This is a genomic window from Streptosporangium sp. NPDC002607 (genome assembly GCF_053592655.1).
On record NZ_JBSFWD010000076.1, the window covers coordinates 15,207 to 35,764 of the forward strand.

Annotated in this window: 16 protein-coding genes and 1 pseudogene; 12 read left to right on the forward strand and 5 right to left on the reverse strand. The window is 68.9% G+C overall.

Features of this window, described 5'->3' with window-relative positions; genetic code table 11:
• From ACWD3H_RS43535 to ACWD3H_RS43570, 8 genes and pseudogenes are all read left to right on the forward strand, one after another.
• On the forward strand, window positions 1-1,644 hold the full coding sequence (locus tag ACWD3H_RS43535; RefSeq protein WP_451959192.1) for an AMP-binding protein: 1,644 nt from the start codon (window positions 1-3) through the stop codon (window positions 1,642-1,644).
• A 31-nt stretch (window positions 1,645-1,675) separates the two neighbouring features.
• Window positions 1,676-2,842, forward strand: a complete 1,167-nt coding sequence (locus tag ACWD3H_RS43540; RefSeq protein WP_355564130.1) for an acyl-CoA dehydrogenase family protein — start codon at window positions 1,676-1,678, stop codon at window positions 2,840-2,842.
• On the forward strand, window positions 2,842-3,732 hold the full coding sequence (locus ACWD3H_RS43545; RefSeq protein WP_355564127.1) for an HpcH/HpaI aldolase/citrate lyase family protein: 891 nt from the start codon (window positions 2,842-2,844) through the stop codon (window positions 3,730-3,732). The genes ACWD3H_RS43540 and ACWD3H_RS43545 overlap by 1 nt, the downstream gene beginning before the upstream one ends.
• Window positions 3,729-4,205 (forward strand): MaoC family dehydratase, encoded by a 477-nt coding sequence (locus ACWD3H_RS43550; RefSeq protein ID WP_355564124.1) that lies wholly within the window; start codon window positions 3,729-3,731, stop codon window positions 4,203-4,205. The genes ACWD3H_RS43545 and ACWD3H_RS43550 overlap by 4 nt, the downstream gene beginning before the upstream one ends.
• Window positions 4,202-5,680, forward strand: coding sequence for an aldehyde dehydrogenase family protein (locus ACWD3H_RS43555; protein WP_451959193.1), 1,479 nt, complete (start codon window positions 4,202-4,204; stop codon window positions 5,678-5,680). The genes ACWD3H_RS43550 and ACWD3H_RS43555 overlap by 4 nt, the downstream gene beginning before the upstream one ends.
• Window positions 5,680-6,921, forward strand: a complete 1,242-nt coding sequence (locus ACWD3H_RS43560) for a CaiB/BaiF CoA transferase family protein (protein WP_355564119.1) — start codon at window positions 5,680-5,682, stop codon at window positions 6,919-6,921. Before ACWD3H_RS43555 ends, ACWD3H_RS43560 begins: the two co-directional genes overlap by 1 nt.
• A 214-nt stretch (window positions 6,922-7,135) precedes the next feature.
• A pseudogene (locus ACWD3H_RS43565) lies at window positions 7,136-7,452 on the forward strand (hypothetical protein).
• Between the two features lie 8 nt (window positions 7,453-7,460).
• On the forward strand, window positions 7,461-8,924 hold the full coding sequence (locus tag ACWD3H_RS43570; RefSeq protein ID WP_451959194.1) for an MFS transporter: 1,464 nt from the start codon (window positions 7,461-7,463) through the stop codon (window positions 8,922-8,924).
• Between the two features lie 102 nt (window positions 8,925-9,026).
• Here ACWD3H_RS43570 and ACWD3H_RS43575 read toward each other — a convergent pair whose 3' ends face one another.
• Both ACWD3H_RS43575 and ACWD3H_RS43580 read right to left on the reverse strand, forming a co-directional pair.
• The gene (locus tag ACWD3H_RS43575) at window positions 9,027-9,791 is read right to left on the reverse strand and encodes an SDR family NAD(P)-dependent oxidoreductase (RefSeq protein WP_451959195.1); all 765 of its coding nucleotides are present in this window, start codon (window positions 9,789-9,791) and stop codon (window positions 9,027-9,029) included.
• 42 nt (window positions 9,792-9,833) lie between these two features.
• Window positions 9,834-11,828, reverse strand: a complete 1,995-nt coding sequence (locus ACWD3H_RS43580; protein WP_451959196.1) for an oxidoreductase — start codon at window positions 11,826-11,828, stop codon at window positions 9,834-9,836.
• Window positions 11,829-12,324: 496 nt separating this feature from the next.
• On the opposite strand from ACWD3H_RS43580, the gene ACWD3H_RS43585 reads away from it, so the two are divergent.
• The gene (locus tag ACWD3H_RS43585; protein WP_451959197.1) at window positions 12,325-12,492 is read left to right on the forward strand and encodes a hypothetical protein; all 168 of its coding nucleotides are present in this window, start codon (window positions 12,325-12,327) and stop codon (window positions 12,490-12,492) included.
• A gap of 160 nt (window positions 12,493-12,652) precedes the next feature.
• Here ACWD3H_RS43585 and ACWD3H_RS43590 read toward each other — a convergent pair whose 3' ends face one another.
• From ACWD3H_RS43590 to ACWD3H_RS43600, 3 genes are all read right to left on the reverse strand, one after another.
• Window positions 12,653-13,438, reverse strand: a complete 786-nt coding sequence (locus tag ACWD3H_RS43590) for an enoyl-CoA hydratase/isomerase family protein (RefSeq protein WP_451959198.1) — start codon at window positions 13,436-13,438, stop codon at window positions 12,653-12,655.
• Window positions 13,439-13,719: 281 nt separating this feature from the next.
• Complete coding sequence (locus tag ACWD3H_RS43595) at window positions 13,720-14,457, reverse strand: FadR/GntR family transcriptional regulator (RefSeq protein ID WP_355567548.1); 738 nt, start codon at window positions 14,455-14,457, stop codon at window positions 13,720-13,722.
• 121 nt (window positions 14,458-14,578) lie between these two features.
• Window positions 14,579-15,229 (reverse strand): class I SAM-dependent methyltransferase, encoded by a 651-nt coding sequence (locus ACWD3H_RS43600; RefSeq protein ID WP_355567551.1) that lies wholly within the window; start codon window positions 15,227-15,229, stop codon window positions 14,579-14,581.
• A 194-nt stretch (window positions 15,230-15,423) separates the two neighbouring features.
• Between ACWD3H_RS43600 and ACWD3H_RS43605 the strand changes: the two genes are divergently transcribed.
• The 3 genes from ACWD3H_RS43605 to ACWD3H_RS43615 all read left to right on the forward strand — a co-directional run bounded on the left by ACWD3H_RS43605 (window position 15,424) and on the right by ACWD3H_RS43615 (window position 20,442).
• Window positions 15,424-15,816, forward strand: coding sequence for an RNA-binding protein (locus ACWD3H_RS43605; protein ID WP_355567554.1), 393 nt, complete (start codon window positions 15,424-15,426; stop codon window positions 15,814-15,816).
• Window positions 15,817-16,074: 258 nt separating this feature from the next.
• On the forward strand, window positions 16,075-18,600 hold the full coding sequence (locus ACWD3H_RS43610) for a glutamate--cysteine ligase (protein ID WP_451959199.1): 2,526 nt from the start codon (window positions 16,075-16,077) through the stop codon (window positions 18,598-18,600).
• A 54-nt stretch (window positions 18,601-18,654) separates the two neighbouring features.
• Window positions 18,655-20,442, forward strand: a complete 1,788-nt coding sequence (locus ACWD3H_RS43615; protein WP_451959200.1) for an N-acetylglutaminylglutamine amidotransferase — start codon at window positions 18,655-18,657, stop codon at window positions 20,440-20,442.
• The last annotated feature ends 116 nt before the right edge of the window (window positions 20,443-20,558 follow it).

The window sequence follows — 20,558 nt, forward strand, 5'->3', positions numbered from 1 at the left end:
ATGGTTTACACCGATCTTGTACCGACCTTCCCCGATCCGGAGACGTGGACGTTGAGTCACGTCCTGCGCCATCACGCCAAGCTGCGCCCGGAGTCGGTCTGTCTCGAAACCCCCGAGGAGAATGCCGGCTGGACCTACGCCGAGGCGCTGTCCAGTGCGGAGCGGATCGCCGGAGCGCTGATCACCGCCGGGGCCTCCCAGGGGGATCGGGTCGTCATCATGGCGGTCAACTCCTCGCAGCTGGTCCGCAGCTGGTGGGGGACCGCCGTCGGCGGACTGGTCGAGGTGCCGATCAACACCAACTACGAAGGTGAGTTCCTGCGCCACCAGCTCGGCGTTGTGCGGGCGCGGTTCGCGATCATCGACGACACCTTCGCCGAGCGGATCGTGGCCATCGCCGAGCACGCGCGCGGGATCGAGGAATTCTGGGTCATCGACACGGGTTCGGGCGCCCGGGACACCGCGATCGGCCTGCTCCGGGAGAACGGCTGGAAGGCCGCACCGTGGGAGGAGCTCGAAGAGGGCCCGGTGCTGGATCTGCCGACTCCCAGGGCACAGGACCTCGGCGCGATCTTCTTCACCTCCGGCACCACAGGTCCGTCGAAGGGCGTGGCGATGCCGAACTCCCAGCTGTACTTCTTCGGCCAGGAGGTGGTCTGCCTCACCCGGCTCACGGCTGAGGACACCTATCTCACGACGACCCCGCTCTTCCACGGCAACGCGCAGTTCATGGCGGTGTTCCCGGTGATCATCGCCGGTGGGCGGGCAGTGGTGCGGCCCAAGTTCAGCGCGAGCCGGTGGATCGACCACGTGCGTGACTCGAAGGTCACCGTGACGAACTTCGTCGGCGTGATGATGGACTTCGCCTGGAAGCAGCCGCCTCGCGAGAACGATCTGGACAACCGGCTGCGCTGCGTGTACGCCGCGCCCACGGCGAGCACGATCGTCAAGCAGTTCAAGGAGCGGTACGGGATCGAGGCGTTCGTCGACGCCTTCGGGCTCACCGAGACCTCGGCGCCGATTCTCTCGCTCTACGGAGTGGAGCGGCCTCCCGGTGCGGCGGGGCTCCAGGCCGCGGACTGGTTCGACATCCGGCTGGTCGACCCTGAGACCGACCGGGAGGTTCCGGTCGGCGAGGTCGGAGAACTCGTCGTCCGCCCCGTGCATCCGTGGACCTGCAGCAACGGCTACTACGGGATGCCGGAGAAGACCGTCGAGGCATGGCGGAACCTCTGGTTCCACACCGGTGACGCCCTGCGCAAGGACGAGGACGGGTGGTTCTACTTCGTCGACCGTTACAAGGACGCGCTGCGGCGGCGTGGCGAGAACATCAGCTCCTACGAGGTCGAGCAGGCCGTGCTCGGCCACCCGGCCGTCGTGGAGTGCGCCGTCCTGGGCGTGCCCGCCGACGTCGAGGCCGGGGAGGACGAGGTCCTCGCGGTCATCGTCGTCTCGGAGCCGGTGTCCCCGGAGGAGATCCTCGCGTGGTGCGAGGGCAAGATACCCGCCTTCGCCATCCCCCGTTTCGTCCGGGTGGTCGAGCGGCTTCCCAAGACCCCGTCCGAGAAGGTCCGCAAGGCGGCCCTGCGTGAGGACGGCATCACCTCCGACACCTACGACCGGACCAAGCTCTCCGCACGCTGACGGAGACCGGAACAGAGAAGGGCGAGCACAGGTGGACTTCACCATCGATCCCACACACGAAGACATCCGGCAGGCCGTGCGCGCCATGTGTAAGGCCTTTCCGGACGAGTACTGGATGGAGCACGACGCCTCCCACGAGTTCCCGTGGGAGTTCTACAACGCGGTGGCCAAGGCCGGTTGGCTGGGGCTGACCATCCCCGAGGAGTACGGCGGTGGTGGCCTCGGCGTCACGGAGGCGGCCATCGTCGAGCAGGAGATAGCCGCGTCCGGGGCGGGGATGGGCGGCTGCAGCGCCGTACATATCGGGATCTTCGGCTTCGAGCCGATCATCCACCACGGCAGTGAAGACCTGAAGCGACGATTCCTTCCTCGTGTGATCACCGGAGAGCTGCACACATCGTTCGCGGTGACCGAACCCGACGCCGGCACCGACACGTCGAACATCTCGACGTTCGCGAAGAAGGTCGACGGGGGCTGGCTCGTGTCGGGGAAGAAGGTCTGGATCACCAAGGCCCTCGAAGCGGAGCGGATGCTCCTCCTCTGCCGCACCAGCCCGCGTGACCCCTCCGCCAAGCGGATGGCGGGCATGACCCTGATGTTCGCCGAGATGGACCCGGCCAAGGTGCAGATCCGTCCCATCCCGAAGATGGGCCGCAACGCGGTGGACACCAACGAGCTCTTCATCGACGAACTCTTCGTCGCGGACGAGGACGTCGTCGGCGAGGTCGGCGGCGGCTTCAAGGCCATCCTCGGGGGGCTCAACGCCGAGCGCGTCATCGCCGCCAACGCGGCACTGGGCATCGGCAAGGCCGCCCTGCGCAGGGGCACCCAGTACGCCAAGGAGCGCGAGGTCTTCGGCCGTCCGATCGGTAAGAACCAGGGCATCGCCTTCCAGCTCGCCGAGGCGAAGATTCGCATTGAGGCCGCCGAGGCGGTGCTTCAGAAGGCGACCTGGATGGTGGACCAGGGCCTGCCCTGCGGAGCGGAGGCGAACATGGCGAAGTTCCTCTGCGCGGAGGCGGGCTTCTATGCCGCGGACGTCGCACTCCAGGTCCACGGCGGATTCGGCTATGGCAAGGAGTTCCACGTCGAGCGATACTTCCGCGAGGCCAGGCTGATGCGGATCGCCCCGATCAGCCAGGAGATGATCCTCAACTACGTCAGCGAGCACGTCCTCGGCCTGCCGAGGAGCTACTGATGCGGCAGTACCGTTCGGTCCTCTTCATCCCCGGGCATCGTCCGGCGTGGGTCGACAAGGCGATCGCCTCGGGTGCCGACTGCGTCGTCCTCGACCTTGAGGACTCGGTCCCGGCCGGAGAGAAGGCGGCAGCCCGGGAGATCGTCGCAGCCTCGATCACCCGGATCCGGGAGACGAACCAGGATGTCGGGCTTTTCGTCAGGGTCAACTCGCTGGCCACGCGTCTCACCGGAGCGGACCTCGAGGCCGTGGTCGTACCCGGGCTCAACGGTGTCTTCGCGCCGAAGATCGAGCAGGCCAGGGATGTGCTCTACTACGACGCGCTCGTGGACCACTTCGAGATACGCAACGGTGTGACGGGGCTGGAGTACATCGTCCCGGTCGAGACCGTCAAGGCGATCCACAACGCTCGTGAGGTGGCCCTGGCCTCTCCCCGGATCGGCGCCATGATCGGGCCCAGCGCGGAACACGCCGACATCGCCCGCGCCGTCGGCTACGAGTGGACCCCGGAGGGCCAGGAGACGTTGTACCTCCGCAGCCGGGTGCTCCTCGCGTGCCGGGAGGCGGAGATCCACGCGCTCACCGGACTCTGGGAGGACCTGGAGAATCTCGACGGGCTCAGGGAGTTCGCGGTCAGAGGACGGCGGCTCGGGTTCCGGGGGATGATCGTGATCCACCCGAGCCACGTGGCGACCGTCAACGACGTCTTCACACCATCCGCCGAGGACTTCGCCTTCTACCAGGGGATGGTCGCGGCATACGAGGCCGCCGAGGCCGAGGGCACCGGTGCCCTCCGCTACCGCGGGCTCCACATCGACAAGGCGCACTACGACAAAGCGGTCGAGTGGCTCGAACGGGCCGGGCGCATCACCGCGGGAGGTAACCAATGAGCATGCGGGGTCTGTGGTTCGAGGAGTTCGAGGAGGGGGCGCACTACAAGCACGCCCTGACCCGGACCATCACCGAGATGGACAACGTGCTGTTCACGTCACTGACGATGAACGTCCAGCCCCTGCACCTCGACGAGGAGTTCTGCAAGACGACGATCCACGGGCAGCGTGTTCTCAACAGCCTCTTCACCGTGGCGCTCATCGGAGCCTTCCACGTGCCCGAGCTGACGATGGGCACGACCCTCGGGAACCTCGGCTACGACAAGATCAAGCTCCCCAGTCCGGTGTTCCACGGTGACACCCTGCGCGCCGAGACGACGATCCTGAAGAAGCGCGAATCCACCAGCCGGACGGACTCCGGCATCGTCTGGTTCGAGCACATCGGCCTCAACCAGCGCGACCAGGTCGTCGTGGAGATGACTCGAGTCGGCCTCATGGCCAAGCGACCCACCGAAGGATCAGATGCCCGATGACCGAGACCACCGCCCGGAACCCGTTGCGGGACTGGGTCCCCGAGACTCGTACCCTCCTCATCGGCGGCGAGATGGTGCCGCCCCGAGGCGAGACCTGGGACGTGTTCAACCCCGCCACCGAGCAGGTCATCGCCACCGTCGGCGGCGCCTCCAGTGAGCAGGTCGACGCGGCCGTCGCGGCGGCTCGCGCGGCGTTCCCGAAGTGGGCCGCGCTGTCGGGCGAGGAGCGCTCCCGGTACATCCACCGGTTCGCCGACGTGCTCGAGGCGGCCGCGGACCGGCTGCTGCCGTCGATCGTCAACGAGGTGGGCACGCCCGTCTCGCTCGCGCAGTACCTCCAGGTGAAGATGGCGGTCGACGAGCACCTCCGCTGGGCGGCCGAGGCGGCCAAGGTGGACCGGACGATCCACCTCGGTGAGTACGACAAGCCGCACCCGACGATGAGCGACGTCGTCCACGAGCCGGTCGGCGTCGTGGCCGCGATCACCGGGTACAACTACCCGCTCAACCTCGCCATCTTCAAGTTCGGTGCCGCGCTCGCGGCAGGGTGCACCGTCGTGCTCCTGCCGTCGCCGAGGACCCCGCTCACCACGCTCCTTCTCGGTGAGCTCATCCAGGAGGCAGGTCTGCCCCCCGGTGTCATGAACGTCATCGTCGGCGGTACGGACGTGGGCCGGCGGCTCTCCTCCCACAGGGGGGTCGACCGGGTCTCGTTCACCGGCTCGGACGCCGTCGGCGCGAAGATCATGGAGCAGGCCGCCCAGAACCTGGTAGGCGTCACCCTCGAACTCGGTGGCAAGTCGCCGAGCCTGGTCATGCCGGACGTCGACGTGCAGGACATCGCCGTCGAGATGCATCTTCGCTGGTCTCGCAACGGTGGCCAGGGGTGCGCGGCGCTCGCCCGCCTCCTTGTCCACGAGGCGAAGTACGACGAGTTCCTGGAGGCGGGGGCCTCGGCCTTCGATCAGATGATCGTCGGCGACCCGTGGGACCCGGCGACCAACATCGGGCCGATGATCCGCCCGGACCACCAGGCTCGCGTGCTGGGCTTCATCGACGAGGCGGTGGCCGACGGCGGCAAGAAGCTGCTCGAGGTCACCAAGCCGTTGCCGGAGAAGGGCTGGTACGTCAACCCGGTCCTCCTCGGCGACCTGCCTCCGGACGCCCGAGCGGTGCAGCAGGAGATCTTCGGCCCGGTCGCCGTCATCCTGCCCTTCAAGGACACCGAGGACGCGATCCGGCTCGCCAACGACACGGCTTACGGCCTCGCCGCGAACGTGTGGTGCAACGACCCGGTGGAGGCCCGCCGAATCGCCTCCCAGATCCGGGCCGGCACGGTGTGGATCAACGGCGGCGGGGCCATGCGCGCGGACGCGCCCTTTGGCGGCTACGGCCGCTCCGGCGTCGGGCGGGAGCTCGGCGAGTGGGGGATGCGCGAGTACCTCGAGGTCAAGCACATCCAGTGGAGGTTGTGATGGGCGAAGGGTCCCAACGCGCCCAAGGTCCCCTGGCCGGGGTGCGGGTGCTCGAACTCGGCACGATGTACGCCGCGCCGACCTGCGGTCGGATGTTGCGCGACTTCGGTGCGGACGTGGTCAAGGTGGAGGACCCCGGCGCGGGCGACTACGCCCGCCAGTGGACACCGATGAAGAACGGCCAGTCCATGGGCTTTGCCCGGCTCAACTCGGGCAAGCGCTCCATCGGCATCGACCTGCGCAGCGCAGCGGGGCGAGACCTCGTCCGCCGCCTCGCCGCCCGGGTCGACGTGGTCATCGAGTCCTTCCGCCCCGGCCGGCTGGAGGAGTGGGGGATCGGTTACGACGTCCTTCGCGCGGACAACCCGGGACTGGTGCTCACCAGGGTGTCCGGCTTCGGCCAGACGGGACCGTACCGGGAGCGTCCGGGCTTTGGCACCGTGGCCGAGACCGGAAGCGGCTTTGCCTTCATCAACGGCTGGCCGGAGACGCCTCCCACGTCGCCGCCCTTCGGCTTCGCCGACTCCATCGCGGGGATCTCCGCCGCGATGGGGACGGCCATGGCGTTGTACCGCAAATCGAGGACGGGGGAGGGCGACGAGGTCGACATCGCGTTGTACGAGCCCCTGATGTTCATCATCGGTGACATGCTCATCAACTACACCGCGACCGGTACCGTCCAGGGCCGGGTCGGCAACGGGACGGGCTCCGCGTCGCCGCGCGGGGTCTATCAGGCGAGCGACGGCAAATGGCTCTCGATCGCGGCCTCCAACCAGGGCATCGCCAAACGCCTGTTCGAGGCGATGGGCCGACCGGAGATGATCGAGGATCCCCGTTACGCGACCAACGCCGTCCGGATGGAGCACAACGACGAGCTGCAGGGCATCGTCGGCGCCTGGGTCGCCGCGCGTCCCAGGGCGGAGATCCTCGCGGTGCTCGACAAGTTCGAGGTGGTGTGCTCCCAGGTCAACGATGCCAGTGACATCGTGGCGGACCCGCACTTCGGCGAACGGACCCTGGTCGAGCTCACCGGCAGTGAGGCACTCGGCCGGGTGCTGACACCGGGGCCGGTGCTTCACGTCCGTAGCTACGACGGCCCACGCTACGACGGCGTGCCGGCCATAGGTCAGCACACCCGGGAGGTGCTCGACGAGCTGCTCCGGCTGCCCCAGCCGGAGGTCGACGCGCTTCGCTCGGCCGGGGTGATCAGCGATCCCCCGAACCCCGCGGCCGCGCGGTAGGGAACGAGAGCTCGGCGAGGGGGTCTCGGAGGTCGTCCGCGTTCCCGGAGAACCGCCGCCCCGCTGGAGCAGGCGGGCGATCGCCCCGGCGGCGGCCGGACGGATGGCTGCGACGACCGGGAAGAGAACGGGAGCAGGAGGAACGATGGCTGAGGCATATCTCGTCGAGGCGGCGCGCACACCGGTGGCGGCGGTCGGTTCCGATCCGGTTCTCATGCTGGCCGGCCCGACTCCCGCGACGGAGGCACTGCTGCGGCGGGCCGGTGTGGGGTTGGCGGAGATCGGCGCCTTCGAGGTCAACAAGGCGTTCGCCTCGGTCGTTCTCGCGTGGGCGGAGGAGACGGGTGCGGATCTCGAGCTGACGAATGCCCAAGGGGGAGCGATCGCGCTCGGTCCCCCTTGGGCGCCACCGGGGCGCGGCTCATGACGACGTTGCTTCACCGGGTGCGTCGACAGGACCTCCGCTACGGCGTCCAGACCATGTGCGAGGGTGGCGGGATGGCCAACGCCACGCTGCTCGAGCTGGTCTGACGGCCGGGATGGGACGGTCGTCGAAGGCTGCGCCGTCGCAGGCGGCGCTGGTGGCGTGCCTGTCGTACGCCGCGTTGATCGGTTCTGTGGTGGCCGGACTGGGCAGTCCGATCGTCCCCGAGGTGGCCAAGGACAGGGGGGTGTCGATCGAGTCCGCGCAGTGGACCCTGACGATCACACTGCTCATCGGAGTCGTGGGCACCCCTGTGCTGTCACGTCTGGCCGATGGTCACCTGCGCCGTTGGGTGCTCATCGGCGCGCTCGCGGCGGTCGGAGCAGGAGGCCTCGTCGGAGCGGCGGTCCCGACCTTCCCCGGGCTCCTGGCCGGACGCGCCCTCCAGGGGTTCGGCTACGCGATGGTGCCGTTGACCGTGAGCATCGCGCGTCAGTACCTCGTCGGAGTAAAGCTCCATCGAACGCTGGCCGTCCTCTCCACGAGCATCGCCGTGGGCGTCGGGCTCGGCAACCCGGTGATGGGACTGTGCGTGCTGTTCTTCGACTACCGGGCGGCGTTTCTCTTCGCCATGGTCGTGTCCTTCGTCGGCGCGCTATGGGTCTGGTGGTGCGTTCCGGCGGGCTCGCGGGCATCGACGACGATACGGGTGGACGTTCCGGGTGCCATCCTGCTTGGAGTGGGCCTTGGCGCGAGCCTCCTCGCCGTCGCCAGAGGACAGACCTGGGGCTGGACCTCGGTACAGGTGGTAGGGCTTGGGGTGCTGGGCCTCGTCACGCTCGCAGCCTGGGTACTGGTCGAGCTGCGCCACCGGGCTCCGCTGGTCGACCTGCGGCTGGCCTGCGCCCGCGGTGTCCTCGGGGTCAACCTCGCGGCGGTGTTGCTCGGGGTCGCCGTGTTCGGTGGGGCCGCGGTCATGGTCCTGCTCATCCAGCAACCGACGACTCACGGCCTCGGGCTCGGGTACTCCGTGTTCGTCAACGGACTGCTGATGCTGCCGATGTCGATCGCCACACTGCTCTCGCCGCCGGTCGCACGTGCCCTGGCCAGATGGACCGGCGTTCGCTCCGTCCTGCCCGTTGGCTCCCTCGCGGTGGCGGCCGCCTTCGGGACCTTCGCCGTCGCTCACCGCGTGACATGGCACATCGTTGTGTCCATGGCACTGCTGGGGGTGGGCATCGGCGTCGCGTACTCGGTCATGCCCGCACTCATCGTCGCGCGGACCCCGGACGATCGGACTGCGAGCGCCACCGGCATCAACCAGGTCCTCCGGCTCATGGGCGGCAGCGTCGGGGCGGCCGCGGTGGCCTCCGTGCTCGCCGGTCACATCCCCGCGGGAGAGCTCAACCCGGACGAAACCGGCTATGTGCTCGGGGCGGCCCTGGCCACCGGCGCCGCCGTACTCGCGGCCGTCGTCGGCTACGTCCTGGTCACCGCCACACCGAAAGACGGTCACGACGAGGTCCCCGGTTCCGTGGCGGACCTGGAGAGGGCGGAGTCGGGCGCAGCGCCCGCATGAATCCATGGTGCCGGCGGCGGCACCGCGCTGTTCGACCGGCTGTCATCGCGAAGGCGCCCTCCCCCTAGGGGGAGGGCGCCTTCGCGATGAGCACGCGGTCGGCTACTTCGCCGTGATGCCACCGTCGACGGGGATCGTCACGCCCGTGACATAGCTCGACAGGTCGCTGGCGAGGAAGAGCGCGACCTTGGCGATCTCATCCGGCTGGCTGGCCCGGCCCATCGGAATCGTCGCGAAGAAGGCGGCCTTACGGGCCTCGATCTCGGCGGGGTCGTCGGTCCGGAAGAAGCCCGGCAGGCCCGGCGTCTCGACCGAGCCGGGTGCGATGGCGTTGACGCGGATGTTGTCGGCGGCCCAGGCGAGCGCCATGGAACGCACCAGCGCGATGATGCCACCCTTGGTGAAGGAGTACATCGGGCTGAAGGGCGAACCGATCAGGCCGGAGGTCGAGGAGGTGAAGATGACCGACGCGCCGTTGGCCGCCTTGAGCGCCTCGGTGAGGTAGCCGCTGAGGAAGAAGCCCGCCCTGGCGTTGATCTCCAGCCCCGTGTTCCATTCCTCCTCGGTGAGGTCGAGGCCGGCGGCGCCGGGTATGCCGACATTGTTGTAGAGCACATGCAGGGCGCCGTGGTCCCGCTGAACCTGATCCGCGAGGGCCTTGAGCGCGGTGAGGTCGCGGACGTCAACGATCGCGGCGGTGCCGGCGCCGCCCGCGGCCTCGATGGCGGCGACGGTCTCCTTGGCGTTGGCCTCGTTGACGTCGACGACGATGACGTGCGCACCCTCCTGGGCGAATCGCTCCGCGGCAGCCCGGCCCATGCCGGAGGCTCCCGCGGTGATGAGTGCGACCTTGTCCTTCAGCAGCATGTCATTTTCTCCTTTGATATTTATCTGAACGTTGTGCTCGGGTCAGCCGCGGCTGCGGACGAGCAATTCGGCGAGGGCATGGGCCTGCTTCGTCGCGAACACGAGCCGGCGAGGGGCGTAGGCGTCGCCGAGGATGTGGACCTCGGGCAGCCTGCCTTTGAGGTCGTCGTACAGGGCGCTATCGGACACACCACCGCACGCAAGGACGATCGAGTCGAACTCCCCGACCGTCTCGGTACGCGAAGAGTAGACGTTCCGGGTCTCGACCGTGGAGTCGTGGATCGTGACGACCTCCTCCATGAAGCGCATCCGGACCCCCTGCGCGTCGAGGCGACCGAGGATGCCTCCGATGATGTATCGCCCGAGTAGCGGAGCGGGGCCCTGGGTGGCGTAGGTGAGTGTCACCTCGTGCCCGCGGCAGGAGAGGTGGTCGGCGACCGAGAGCGGTGGGACGTGATCATCCTGGGCGATGACGAGGACGCGCTTTCCCGGTCTCACCCGACCGGCCAGGACGTCGCGGATGTCGAGCACGTTGCCGCCCTCGGCTCCGGGGATCGCCGGTGTGCGGGGCGTCGCCCCGGTGGCCACGGCGACGACGTCGGGGGCGGTGGCGACGACGTCGCCGACCGTGGCCCGACGGCCGAGCTCGACGGTGACGCCGAGGCCGGCCAGACGGCGCCGCTGCCACTCGAGGTACTTGCCGTACATCTCGTGCCGCGGTGCCATCGCGGCATATCGCAGCTGGCCGCCGAGTTCGTCGCCCGCCTCCCACAGGGTGACGTCATGACCGCCCTCGCGGGCCAGAGCCGCGAGTTCCATGCCGGCAGGTCCACCGCCGACGACGAGCAGGGTACGGGGACGGGGTGTCTTCGGCCAGGGGTCCTCGACCTCGTGGCTCGTCCGGGGGTTCACGGCGCATCCGAAGCCGAGCCCCTCGACGTAGCGACGGCTGATGCACTCGTTGCCGCCGACACACGGGCGGATGTCCAGGAGGCGGCCCTCGCGTGCCTTCAGGAGCAGCTCCCCGTCGGCGATGTGGGCCCGCGCCATGCCGACGACGTCCGCGTGTCCTGCCGCGAGCACCTGCTCGGCCACCTCCGGGCTGTTGATCCTGCCGGTGTGGATGACGGGGAGCGAGATGCTCCGCTTGAGCTCTCCGGCCAGCTCGGACCACTGCGCGGGATCGAAGTACGTCGGCTGGATGTAGCTCGGGTTGCCCCAGGGCGACCCGATGACCCCGTGGACGTAGTCGATGAGGCCGGTCGACTCGAAGTACTGGGCCAGCTCGACTCCGCCGCCGACGTCGTAACCGCCGGGCACCTCCTCCCGGATGTTGAGCCGGATCCCGAGAGTCATGGAGGTGCCGATGACCGCGCGGATCGCCTGCATGGTCTCGACGGCGAACCGAGCACGGTTCTCCAGCGATCCGCCGTACTTGTCCTCGCGCCGGTTCGTGAGCGGGGAGAGGAACCACTCGTGGAGGTCGTCATGGTTGAGGTGGAGCTCGACGCCGTCGGCGCGCCCGTCCATGGAGAGCTTGGCGGAGTAGGCGTACTCCTCGACGAAGGCGTCGATGTCGTCCTGGTCCATGACGTGCGGCATGAGGTTGATGACCGGTGAGCTCATCACATGTGAGGCGCCGTGTGGCATGCCGCCCTGGTGCACCATCTGGACCGTGACCGTCGCGCCGTTCGAGTGCATCGTGTCGCAGAACTGCTGGACCCGATCGACGAAGAACGGGAGGCGGAAGAATCCCGTCGTCGCCGCCCCGACCCCCGTCGGTTCGAATCCCGGGATCAGGGTGTTCCTCACATGGGTCGACAGGCTGCCGACCCAGGCGACGCCTTCGTTGCGGACGCGCTGCTCGAAGTAGGCGATGTTGCGGGCCGCGTCGTCATCGGTGCCGTAGATGTTCCCGATCGCCGAGGCGTGAGGCGGGAGCATCACGCGGTTGCGCAGCCGCATCGTCCCCACCTGCAGGGGGGAGAAGAGGTGCGGAAAGGCGGGCGGCGAGTGCAGCTCTGCTGCTGTGGTCATCGAGAGTCCTCCGGCGGCGGAAACAACTTCATGTCAGGCTCTCTTTAAGGATAACAATGTTCATGATAAGTAGGAATGGAGAGCGGTGCTCGCCTTGTGACCGAGAGGCGTGGACGGGATGTGCCGCCGGACGGGGCAGGGCGGATCCTGGTCGCCGGGTGAGCCCGTACGTCGGCCGGGGATTCGCCGGCGCGTCCGGGGCGTGCCGGCTGTCGGTCCTCCGCCCGGTTGTCGATGGCCGCAGACTGCCAACCGTCTGTTTGAAAAGGCGTGCCGCGTCTATTGCCTCGCCGTAGCGGCGTGTGGTCTGATGCATATCATTCGCCGGAATGTAAGGCGATTCAGTGGCATCTCAGTCGGCTTCATCGGGATCCGCTTCGGCCATCGGGTGCGGGGCGAGGGTTTCCTCGACGTGTATCGGGACCATATCCGCCGGCCCATCCTGGTCGATAGGCACTTCATCTCCAACGTGCGTGCCGAACCTGGATCAAACGGCATGATCCAGACCGGCGCCTACTTCCAGGCGGTGTTTCACGAACGCGGCAGGACGCGACTCCAGACGGGGTGCTACCGGGACGTGTGCGTCGAGACTCCCTCAGGCCTGCGCATCGCGCACAAGCGGATCGAGGTCGACTCCACTGTCCTGCTGCCACAGAGGGAGTAGCGCCGTGCCGCCGGCTTCCGGTCGGCGCTGAGAAGTGTCCGTGGCGTTCAGCCGGACCGGGTTCGGGCGCTCGGCGGCGTTGCGGCGCGCATGGCCGCCGGCGCCCAGTCCTCGCGATCGGGAAACGTGGCGCTGCGGCACCGGAAGATCACCCGTGAGCCTATCCGCCGATGGTGGAGGCGTTCCGGTCGCTTCGGAAGTCGGGCTTGCGCTTTTCGAGGAACGCCTGGGCACCCTCGAGCATGTCCTCACTGCCGATCGCCTGGATCAGCATCCCGAGTCCGGAGTTCATGTTGTCCTTGGAATGGTTCCACCACTGGTTCGAGCTGATCTTGGTGATCTCGAGATAGCGCGGGCTCAGCCGGTGGATCTCGGCAACCCATCGCTCGACGGCGTCATCGAGCCCGTCGTCACCGACGACCTCGTTGACCAGGCCGATGGCCAGCGCCTGCTCGGCCGTGTAACGCCGGCAGAGCATCGCCATCTCCTTCGCCCGCTTCTCCCCGATCTGCACGGCGAGCAGGTTGGTGGCACCCAGCACCGGAGCCGAGCCGACCCTTGGGCCGGTCTGCCCGAAAGTGGAGCGAGAGGTGGCGATCGCGAAGTCACAGGCAACGACGAGTTCGTTGCCGCCGCCGGCGGCCGCTCCGTCGACGGCGGCGATCACCGGCCGGGGACAGGCGCGGATCGCGTCGACGAGCCGTAGTGAGGTGGTGAACAGCGCGCGCAGCTGCTGGGGGTCCGGCTCACCGAGCTGGTTCAGTGCGCCACCGGCGCAGAATGAGCCCCCGCTTCCGGTGATCACCACGGCGTCGGCCTCACCGGCGTCCTCGACCGCTGCGATCATGGCCCTCGCCATGTCGAGGTCATAGGCGTTGCGACGCTCAGGCCGGTTGATCCGAATCCAGACCGCCGAACCGCGCTGTTCCACTTCGATGGCAGACATCGCGCCCCTTCGTGTCACGCCCGTGCCGGGCAGGTGGTCAAGGCTGACAGAAAATCAATCTATGATTTTCATGATTATCAATCTAGCCTAATATCGGCCTTGTGCTCAAGGATCCTGCGGCGGCGCCGCATGAACTCAACGCCGATCGGTGGTTCCGGCACGGTGAGCTCCGACGCCGTGAGAGCGGGAGGTGTTTCGGTGCGAGGGGGGAGCGAGAAGGCGCACGGCGGTCTTGCGTCCGGGTGCGGAGAGTCAAGGACGCCGGAGCCGCGAGAACATCGTTACATGTTGTTCCACACGATCGGTGCGGCGAGCACCTCGGGGAACTTGCGCTCGGCGTACTTGACGTATGCGTCGATGTGCTCGGCCATCGCCTCGGAGGAGGCGGCCGGGTCGTGCGAGGCGATGGCCTCGTAGATCTTCAGGTGTGCCTTGTGCACCGCGGACCGGCGTACTTCCGGGTAATCGATGCCGATCGCCGAGCCGTCGAGGATCCCGAGCAGCGCGTCGACGATGTAGCCGAACATGGCGTTGCCCGAGCCGTGGGCGATGATGTCGTGGAAGCGCTTGTTCTCGTCCAGGAAGACGGCCTCGTCGTCCAGGTGCTCGTGCATGTTGTCGACGCTGGACTTCAGATCCGCAAGTCGCTCGTCGCTCATCCGCTCCGCGGCGAGCCGCGCCATCATCGGCTCGAGACCGGTGCGCGCCTCGGCGATCGTGCGAAATGGTGCGTTCGAGAACTGCAGCAGCAGCGTGAGCGCCGTGGCCAGGCTGGTGGCGTCGGGCTGCTGGACGATGGGGCCACCGCCCGGCCCTGGTTTGAGCAAGATGACGCCCTGAAGTTCGAGGAAGCGCAGGGACTCGCGGAGTGTGCCACGGCCCACGTCGTACTCGTCGAGCATGATGCGCTCGGGAGGTAGGCGGTCGCCCACGGTGTTACCGCGCCGGTTGATGTCGGCGACGATCCGCTGGGCGATCAGCATCGCGGTCTTCTGCGGGCGTAGTGGGGCGGATGACATGGTGAGATCCTCCAAGCCGGCAGCCGTGATATGATCATCGACGGCGAAAAGTGGAAAATGATAATCACGATTATACGCAGCTTGGCGGTAGGTGGTCAGGATTCGCCCGCCGGGCGGGCGGTCAGCCCTCGCCCGGCTCGCCGGAGACGTCTTCCGCCGGCCGCTCACCCGCCCGGACCCCGGTGTACACCAGGGCGGGCGGCACGTTGCGCCAGATCGGGCCCAGGCTTTCGACGGTGGTGAACGTGTCCTCCATGAGGCCGCGGAAGTGCCGGAAGCGCTGTAGCGGCAGCACGGTCAGCGTCGTGACGGTGCTGAAGGTGCCGCCGGGGATGAGCGAGGCCGAGATCTCCTCCAGGATGCGCCTCTGCCGCGCCTCCTCGAACAGCGTCCAGGGAAGGGAGGAGACGATCGCGTCGGCGTGGGACAGGCCGGCCTGTCTCAGCAGCTTGCCCAGGTCCCCCGCGTCAGCGGCGATCACCTCAAGCCAGGGCCTGCTGCGTCGCAGATGGCTCACCATGCCCTCGTTGACCTCCACGGCGAGCTGTCGCCCCCCGGACGGCAGGCGGTCGCGGATCGCGTCGCTGATCACCCCGCCGCCGGCGCCGAGTTCGACGACCACGGCTCCGGGAGTGACTGGGACCACCGACGCGGCCAGGCGGGCGACGGCCTTCGAGCTGGGTGCGATCGCACCCAGCTGCTGGGGGTTACGCATGATCGCGCCGAGGAAGGTGAGCGTGTCCCCGCCGGCGGGACGAGTTTGAGAGAGCACCGACAGCTCATTCCCCCAGCTGAGGGGGTTATGCCAGTTTGGCGGGCTTTGATGATCGAGCTTCCGCCGCCGTACCGGGGATGGGATGGCCCGGAAGCCGTCCGCGAGGCTTCCGCGGCCGACCCGCCTCTGCCCGGTGGCGGCGGAGCGAGGTACCGTCGTCTTATCGGATCCCGGTCAGGAGGGGAGCCGCCATGCCAGACGATTCCGATCACGTGCTCGATTCCATCGACGGGGCCGTCGACGAATGGCTCGCCATGAGTGACGACTCGATGCGCTGGACGCCGCCGGAGAAGGCTCACTCCAAGTCCCAGCTGGGCCTGCCGGTGCCGCCGCTGCCGCAGGTGCTGGAAGATCTTCTCCAGGAGGTCGGCAGCCGCCTTGGCCCGCCCGCCCAGGCGGTGGTCGACGCGTTCCGCCCGCTGGGGGAGGGGGTGGTCGAGGCCGTCTCCACATTCCTCGACAGGCCGCCGGTGAGGCACCTCCTCGATCCGTCCGGCACACCGGACGATCCGGAGACGCTCGGAGACCGAGCCTTTCCCGACACCTTCGGCCCGTCGCCCGAGGAGCCACCCGAGATTCGGTGAGGTTTTCCGGCCGTTCCCCTGGCCTTCGTCGAGGGAACCTCGCCGGATGTCCCCGTGCTCCCCGCCGGTGACCGGTGATGCCCGGCCCCCGCGGGACGGGGTGGGACCTCCTGGTCGTAGGAGAGAGGGCCTCGTCCGGTCACAGAGAGTGAGTTCACGGTTCCGTTTCCCTCAGGAGCGGCCCATGAAGTGCGGAACTGCTTTTTTCGGGCAAAGGACAAAAATCCCGGTGAGTCGGCGTACTTCAGGAGTGATGAAATGGCGGGTCTGGCGGGGCCGATCGCGGTCGGTGTCGAAGAGGAGTTCCACGTCGTCGACGTCGACACCCGGCACCTCGTCCCACGGGCAGGTGTTCTGCTGGAGCAGTTACCGGCGGAGCGGTTCACCCACGAGCTGCAGCGTTCGGTGGTGGAGGCCAACAGCAGGCCCTTCATGCATCTGGAGGACCTCGGGCACGACCTGACCGCGCTGCGCCGCACGGTGATCCAGGCGGCGGACGGTCTCGGGCTCGGGATCGTGGCGGCGGGGAGCGTGCCGCTGGTGGACCTGGCGGCGCTGAAGATCTCCCCGGACCCCCGCTACGAGCAGATGCTCGCCGACTACCAGCTGCTCACCCGCGAGCAGCTGATCTGTGGCACGCAGTTCCACGCCGACGTCGAGGATCGCGACCTGGCGGTGGCCGTCGCCCACCGCCTGGCCCCCTGGCTGCCCCCGCTGCTCGCCCTGAGCTCCAGCTCGCCGTACTGGCTGGGAGCCGATACCGGATACGCCAGTTACCGCCCGCTGCTCTGGCAGCGCTGGCCCACCGCGGGGCCCGTGGCCAGGTTCGAGTCGGCCGCCGAGTACGACCAGGTGGTGCGGGAGCTCGTGAGCTCCGGTGTGATCACCGACCCCGGCATGATCTATTTCGACATCCGGCCCTCGGCCCACCTGCCCACCATCGAGCTGAGGGTGTGCGACGCCTGCCCCAGGGTGGGCGACATCGTGCTGATCGCTGGCCTGTTCCGGGCGCTGGTGGCCAGGGAGCTGGACGCGGTGCAGCACGGCCCCGAACGCTCGGTCCGGCTGGAGATGGTCCGCGCCGCGACGTGGCGGGCGGCGCGCTCAGGGCTGGAGGGCGAGCTCGTCGACCCGGTCGAGGGCACCCCGGGCCCGGCCGCCGAGGTGATCTGGAGGATGGTGGACGGCCTGCGGCCACAGCTGGAGGAGTCCGGCGACATCGAGCTCGTCACGTCCCTGGTCCGGGAGTCGCTGGCGCGGGGAAGCTCCTCGGCCCGCCAGCGCGAGGCGTTCGCCCGCGACGGCCGGCTGGCCGACGTGGTCGACCTCGTCATCGCCGAGACGCGGTCCGAGGAGTGGGAGACCGCCTTCGGCGGGCCGACGCCGAGGATGCACACCAGCCTCCTCGACGGCTACGACGCCCCCGGCGACGAGGCGATCATCGAGGGCACGGTACGCGAGTCCTACCAGCCGGTGCTGCGGGTCCTGGACCGCCTGGGCGCCCGCGGCCTACGTGGCAGGGCGAGGCTCCGCGACGGCTACCAGCGTCGCAACGGCATGACCTTCCACGTGGAGGGCGGGAGCGAGGGCCGGATCTTCCCGTTCGACCTGGTCCCGAGGCTGATCCCGCCCGGCGAGTGGGCCGAGATCCGGCGGGCACTGCCGCAGCGGGTGCGGGCGCTGGAGGCGTTCCTGCGCGACGTGTACGGCGAGCGCGAGATCATCGGGGACGGCGTGCTCCCCGCCTGGGTGGTCGACGAGTCCCCCGGCTACCGCGAGCACGGGCGGAGGGTGCCGCCCGGTACCGTGCGCTGCGCCGTGGCCGGGCTGGACCTGGTCCGCGACCACGTCGGCCGCTGGGCGGTGCTCGAGGACAACCTGCGGGTGCCCTCCGGCCTCGGATACGCGGTGACCAACAGGCACCTGACGGCCGAGTTGCTGCCGGAACTCGTCCCCGGCGAGGGGATCGCCGATCCGCGGCAGAGCCTGCGGACGCTGCGGGAGGCACTGCTCGCGGCGGGCACGGTCGACTCGCCGGCCATCGCCGTGGTCTCGGCGGGACCGGACGACTCCGCCTACTACGAGCACCAGATGCTCGCCGAGGAGATGGGGGCGATCCTGGTGGTCCCGGCCGACCTGGAGATCAGGAACGGTCATCTGGAGACCGCGGGGCGCAGGATCGACGTGCTCTACCGCCGGGTCGACGAGAACGAGCTGCTCGAAGGCCCCCTGGGGCCGGAGATCATGGACGCCGTCGAACGCTCCGCGCTCGTCCTGGCCAACGCGCCGGGCAACGGCGTCGCCGACGACAAGTGCCTGTACCGGTACGTGCCCCGCCTCATCGAGTACTACCTGGGTGAGGAGCCGCTCATCGACAACATCACCACCTACCTGTGCCGCGACGCCGTGGACCGCGAGCAGGTGCTCGACCGGCTGGCCGAGCTGGTCGTCAAGCCGGTGGACGGGTTCGGCGGCCAGGGCGTGGTCGTCGGTCCCGAGGCGTCCGCCGAGGAGCTCGGCAGGGTCAGGGAGAAGATCCTCGCCGCGCCCCAGGGATGGGTCGCCCAGGAGACGGTCCAGCTGTCGACGCATCCGACCTTCGACGGGGAGCGGCTGAGCCCGCGCGTGGTCGACCTGCGGGCCTTTGTCTGCCTCGGGGAGACGGCGACGGTGCCGCCGGCGGCGCTGACCCGCGTCGCACCGGCCGGCAGCCTGATCGTCAACTCCTCCCAGGGCGGCGGTTCCAAGGACACCTGGCTGCCGGGAGGGGCCGCCGATGTGTGATCTCAGGGCTGAATCCGCCCGGCTTCGGGGTGGGCAGGTCACCGGGGGGTGCCGATGTGCGGTCTGAGCGGTGAGATCCGGTTCGACGGCCGTCCCGCGGACGTCGCCGCGGTGGCCCGGATGAGCGAGGTGATGAGCGACCGGGGTCCCGACGGGTCGGGCCTGTGGTCGCTGGGACCCGTCGCGCTCGGCCACCGGCGCCTGAAGATCATCGACCTGTCGGATCGGGGCGCCCAGCCGATGACGGACAGCGCCCTCGGCCTGACCGCGGTCTTCAACGGGTGCCTGTACAACTACCGTGAGCTGCGCGAGGAGCTGGAAGGCCAGGGGTACCGCTTCTTCTCCACCTCCGACACCGAGGTGCTGGTGAAAGCCTTCCACCGCTGGGGGATCGACTGCGTCGACCACTTCAAGGGCATGTTCGCCTTCGCGGTCGCCGAGCGGGACACCGGCCGGCTGACCCTCGGCCGCGACCGCCTCGGTATAAAACCCCTGTACCTCTCCCAGGACGCCGATCGCCTCCGTTTCGCCTCCTCGCTGCCCGCGCTGCTCGCCGGAACAGGAGTGGACACCGGCATCGACCGGGTGGCGCTGCACCACTACATGACCTTCCACTCGGTGGTGCCGGTCGAGCGCACCATCCTGACCGGTGTGCGGAAACTCCCTCCGGCCACCGTGCGCACCGTCGAGCCCGACGGCACCGTCACCGACCGCCGCTACTGGCAGCCGCCCTACACCCGCTCGGCCCTGCCCGGCTGCGCGGGGCTGTCCTCCTCCGAGTGGCGCGAGGCGGTGCTCGACCAGCTGCGCGTGGCGGTGCGCAGACGCATGGTCGCGGACGTGCCGGTGGGTGTGCTGCTCTCCGGGGGCCTGGACTCCAGCCTGATCGTCGCGCTGCTGGCCGGGGAGGGACAGACGGGCCTGTCGACCTTCAGCATCGGGTTCTCCGCGGCGGGCGGGGAGCGGGGCGACGAGTTCGCCTACTCCGACCTGGTCGCCGGTGAGTTCGGCACCGACCACCACCGCATCCCCATCGACGACACCCGCCTGCTGCCCGCCCTGGAGCACGCGGTGCGGGCGATGAGCGAGCCGATGGTCAGCCACGACTGCGTCGCCTTTCACCTGCTGTCGCAGGAGGTCTCCAGGCACGTCAAGGTGGTCCAGTCCGGCCAGGGCGCCGACGAGGTGTTCGCCGGCTACAGCTGGTACCCGCCGCTGGCCGGCGTGTCGCGCGAGGACGCGGCCGTCACGTACGCCGAGGAGTTCTTCGACCGCTCGCATGGGACGCTGGCCGGAATCCTGTCGCCCGAGTACATGCTGGATCGGGACGTCAGCGGCGAGTTCGTCCGGCGCCACCTCGCGGCGCCCGGCGCCGACACCGCGCTCGACGCGGTGCTGCGCCTGGACACGGAGGTCATGCTCGTCGACGACCCGGTCAAGCGGGTGGACAACATGACCATGGCCTTCGGGCTGGAGGCCAGGACCCCGTTCCTCGACCACGAGCTGGTCGAGCTGGCGGCGGCCTGCCCTCCCGAGCTCAAGCTCGCCTCCGGCGGCAAGGGCGTCCTGAAGGACGCCGCGCGCAGGCTGCTGCCCGCCGAGATCATCGACCGGCCCAAGGGCTACTTCCCGGTCCCCGCCATCAGGCACATCCACGGCCCGTTCCTGGAACTCGTCAGGGACGCGCTGACCGGGCAGGCCGCGCGGTCACGCGGCCTGTTCGACCAGCCGTACGTCGACAAGCTGCTCGCGGCACCGGACGAGCATCGCACCACCCTGGGAGCGAACGCACTGTGGCAGCTCGGACTCCTGGAGCTGTGGTTGCAGGCACAGGGCGTCTGATGGCCGACATGCCCGGAGCCGGGGGGCCCCCCCCCGCCGGCCCCCGCCCGCACCCCCCCCGCCGCCGGGGGGGCCCGCGCGCCGCCCGCCGCCGCCAGGCCCACAACTATAACGAG

Coding starts and splice junctions, on each gene's coding strand:
- ACWD3H_RS43535 (WP_451959192.1), top strand. CDS start 1: ATGGTTTACACCGATCTTGTACCGACCTTCCCCGATCCGGAGACGTGG.
- ACWD3H_RS43545 (WP_355564127.1), top strand. CDS start 2,842: ATGCGGCAGTACCGTTCGGTCCTCTTCATCCCCGGGCATCGTCCGGCG.
- ACWD3H_RS43550 (WP_355564124.1), top strand. CDS start 3,729: ATGAGCATGCGGGGTCTGTGGTTCGAGGAGTTCGAGGAGGGGGCGCAC.
- ACWD3H_RS43555 (WP_451959193.1), top strand. CDS start 4,202: ATGACCGAGACCACCGCCCGGAACCCGTTGCGGGACTGGGTCCCCGAG.
- ACWD3H_RS43560 (WP_355564119.1), top strand. CDS start 5,680: ATGGGCGAAGGGTCCCAACGCGCCCAAGGTCCCCTGGCCGGGGTGCGG.
- ACWD3H_RS43570 (WP_451959194.1), top strand. CDS start 7,461: ATGGGACGGTCGTCGAAGGCTGCGCCGTCGCAGGCGGCGCTGGTGGCG.
- ACWD3H_RS43575 (WP_451959195.1), bottom strand. CDS start 9,791: ATGCTGCTGAAGGACAAGGTCGCACTCATCACCGCGGGAGCCTCCGGC.
- ACWD3H_RS43580 (WP_451959196.1), bottom strand. CDS start 11,828: ATGACCACAGCAGCAGAGCTGCACTCGCCGCCCGCCTTTCCGCACCTC.
- ACWD3H_RS43585 (WP_451959197.1), top strand. CDS start 12,325: ATGATCCAGACCGGCGCCTACTTCCAGGCGGTGTTTCACGAACGCGGC.
- ACWD3H_RS43590 (WP_451959198.1), bottom strand. CDS start 13,438: ATGTCTGCCATCGAAGTGGAACAGCGCGGTTCGGCGGTCTGGATTCGG.
- ACWD3H_RS43595 (WP_355567548.1), bottom strand. CDS start 14,457: ATGTCATCCGCCCCACTACGCCCGCAGAAGACCGCGATGCTGATCGCC.
- ACWD3H_RS43605 (WP_355567554.1), top strand. CDS start 15,424: ATGCCAGACGATTCCGATCACGTGCTCGATTCCATCGACGGGGCCGTC.
- ACWD3H_RS43610 (WP_451959199.1), top strand. CDS start 16,075: ATGGCGGGTCTGGCGGGGCCGATCGCGGTCGGTGTCGAAGAGGAGTTC.
- ACWD3H_RS43615 (WP_451959200.1), top strand. CDS start 18,655: ATGTGCGGTCTGAGCGGTGAGATCCGGTTCGACGGCCGTCCCGCGGAC.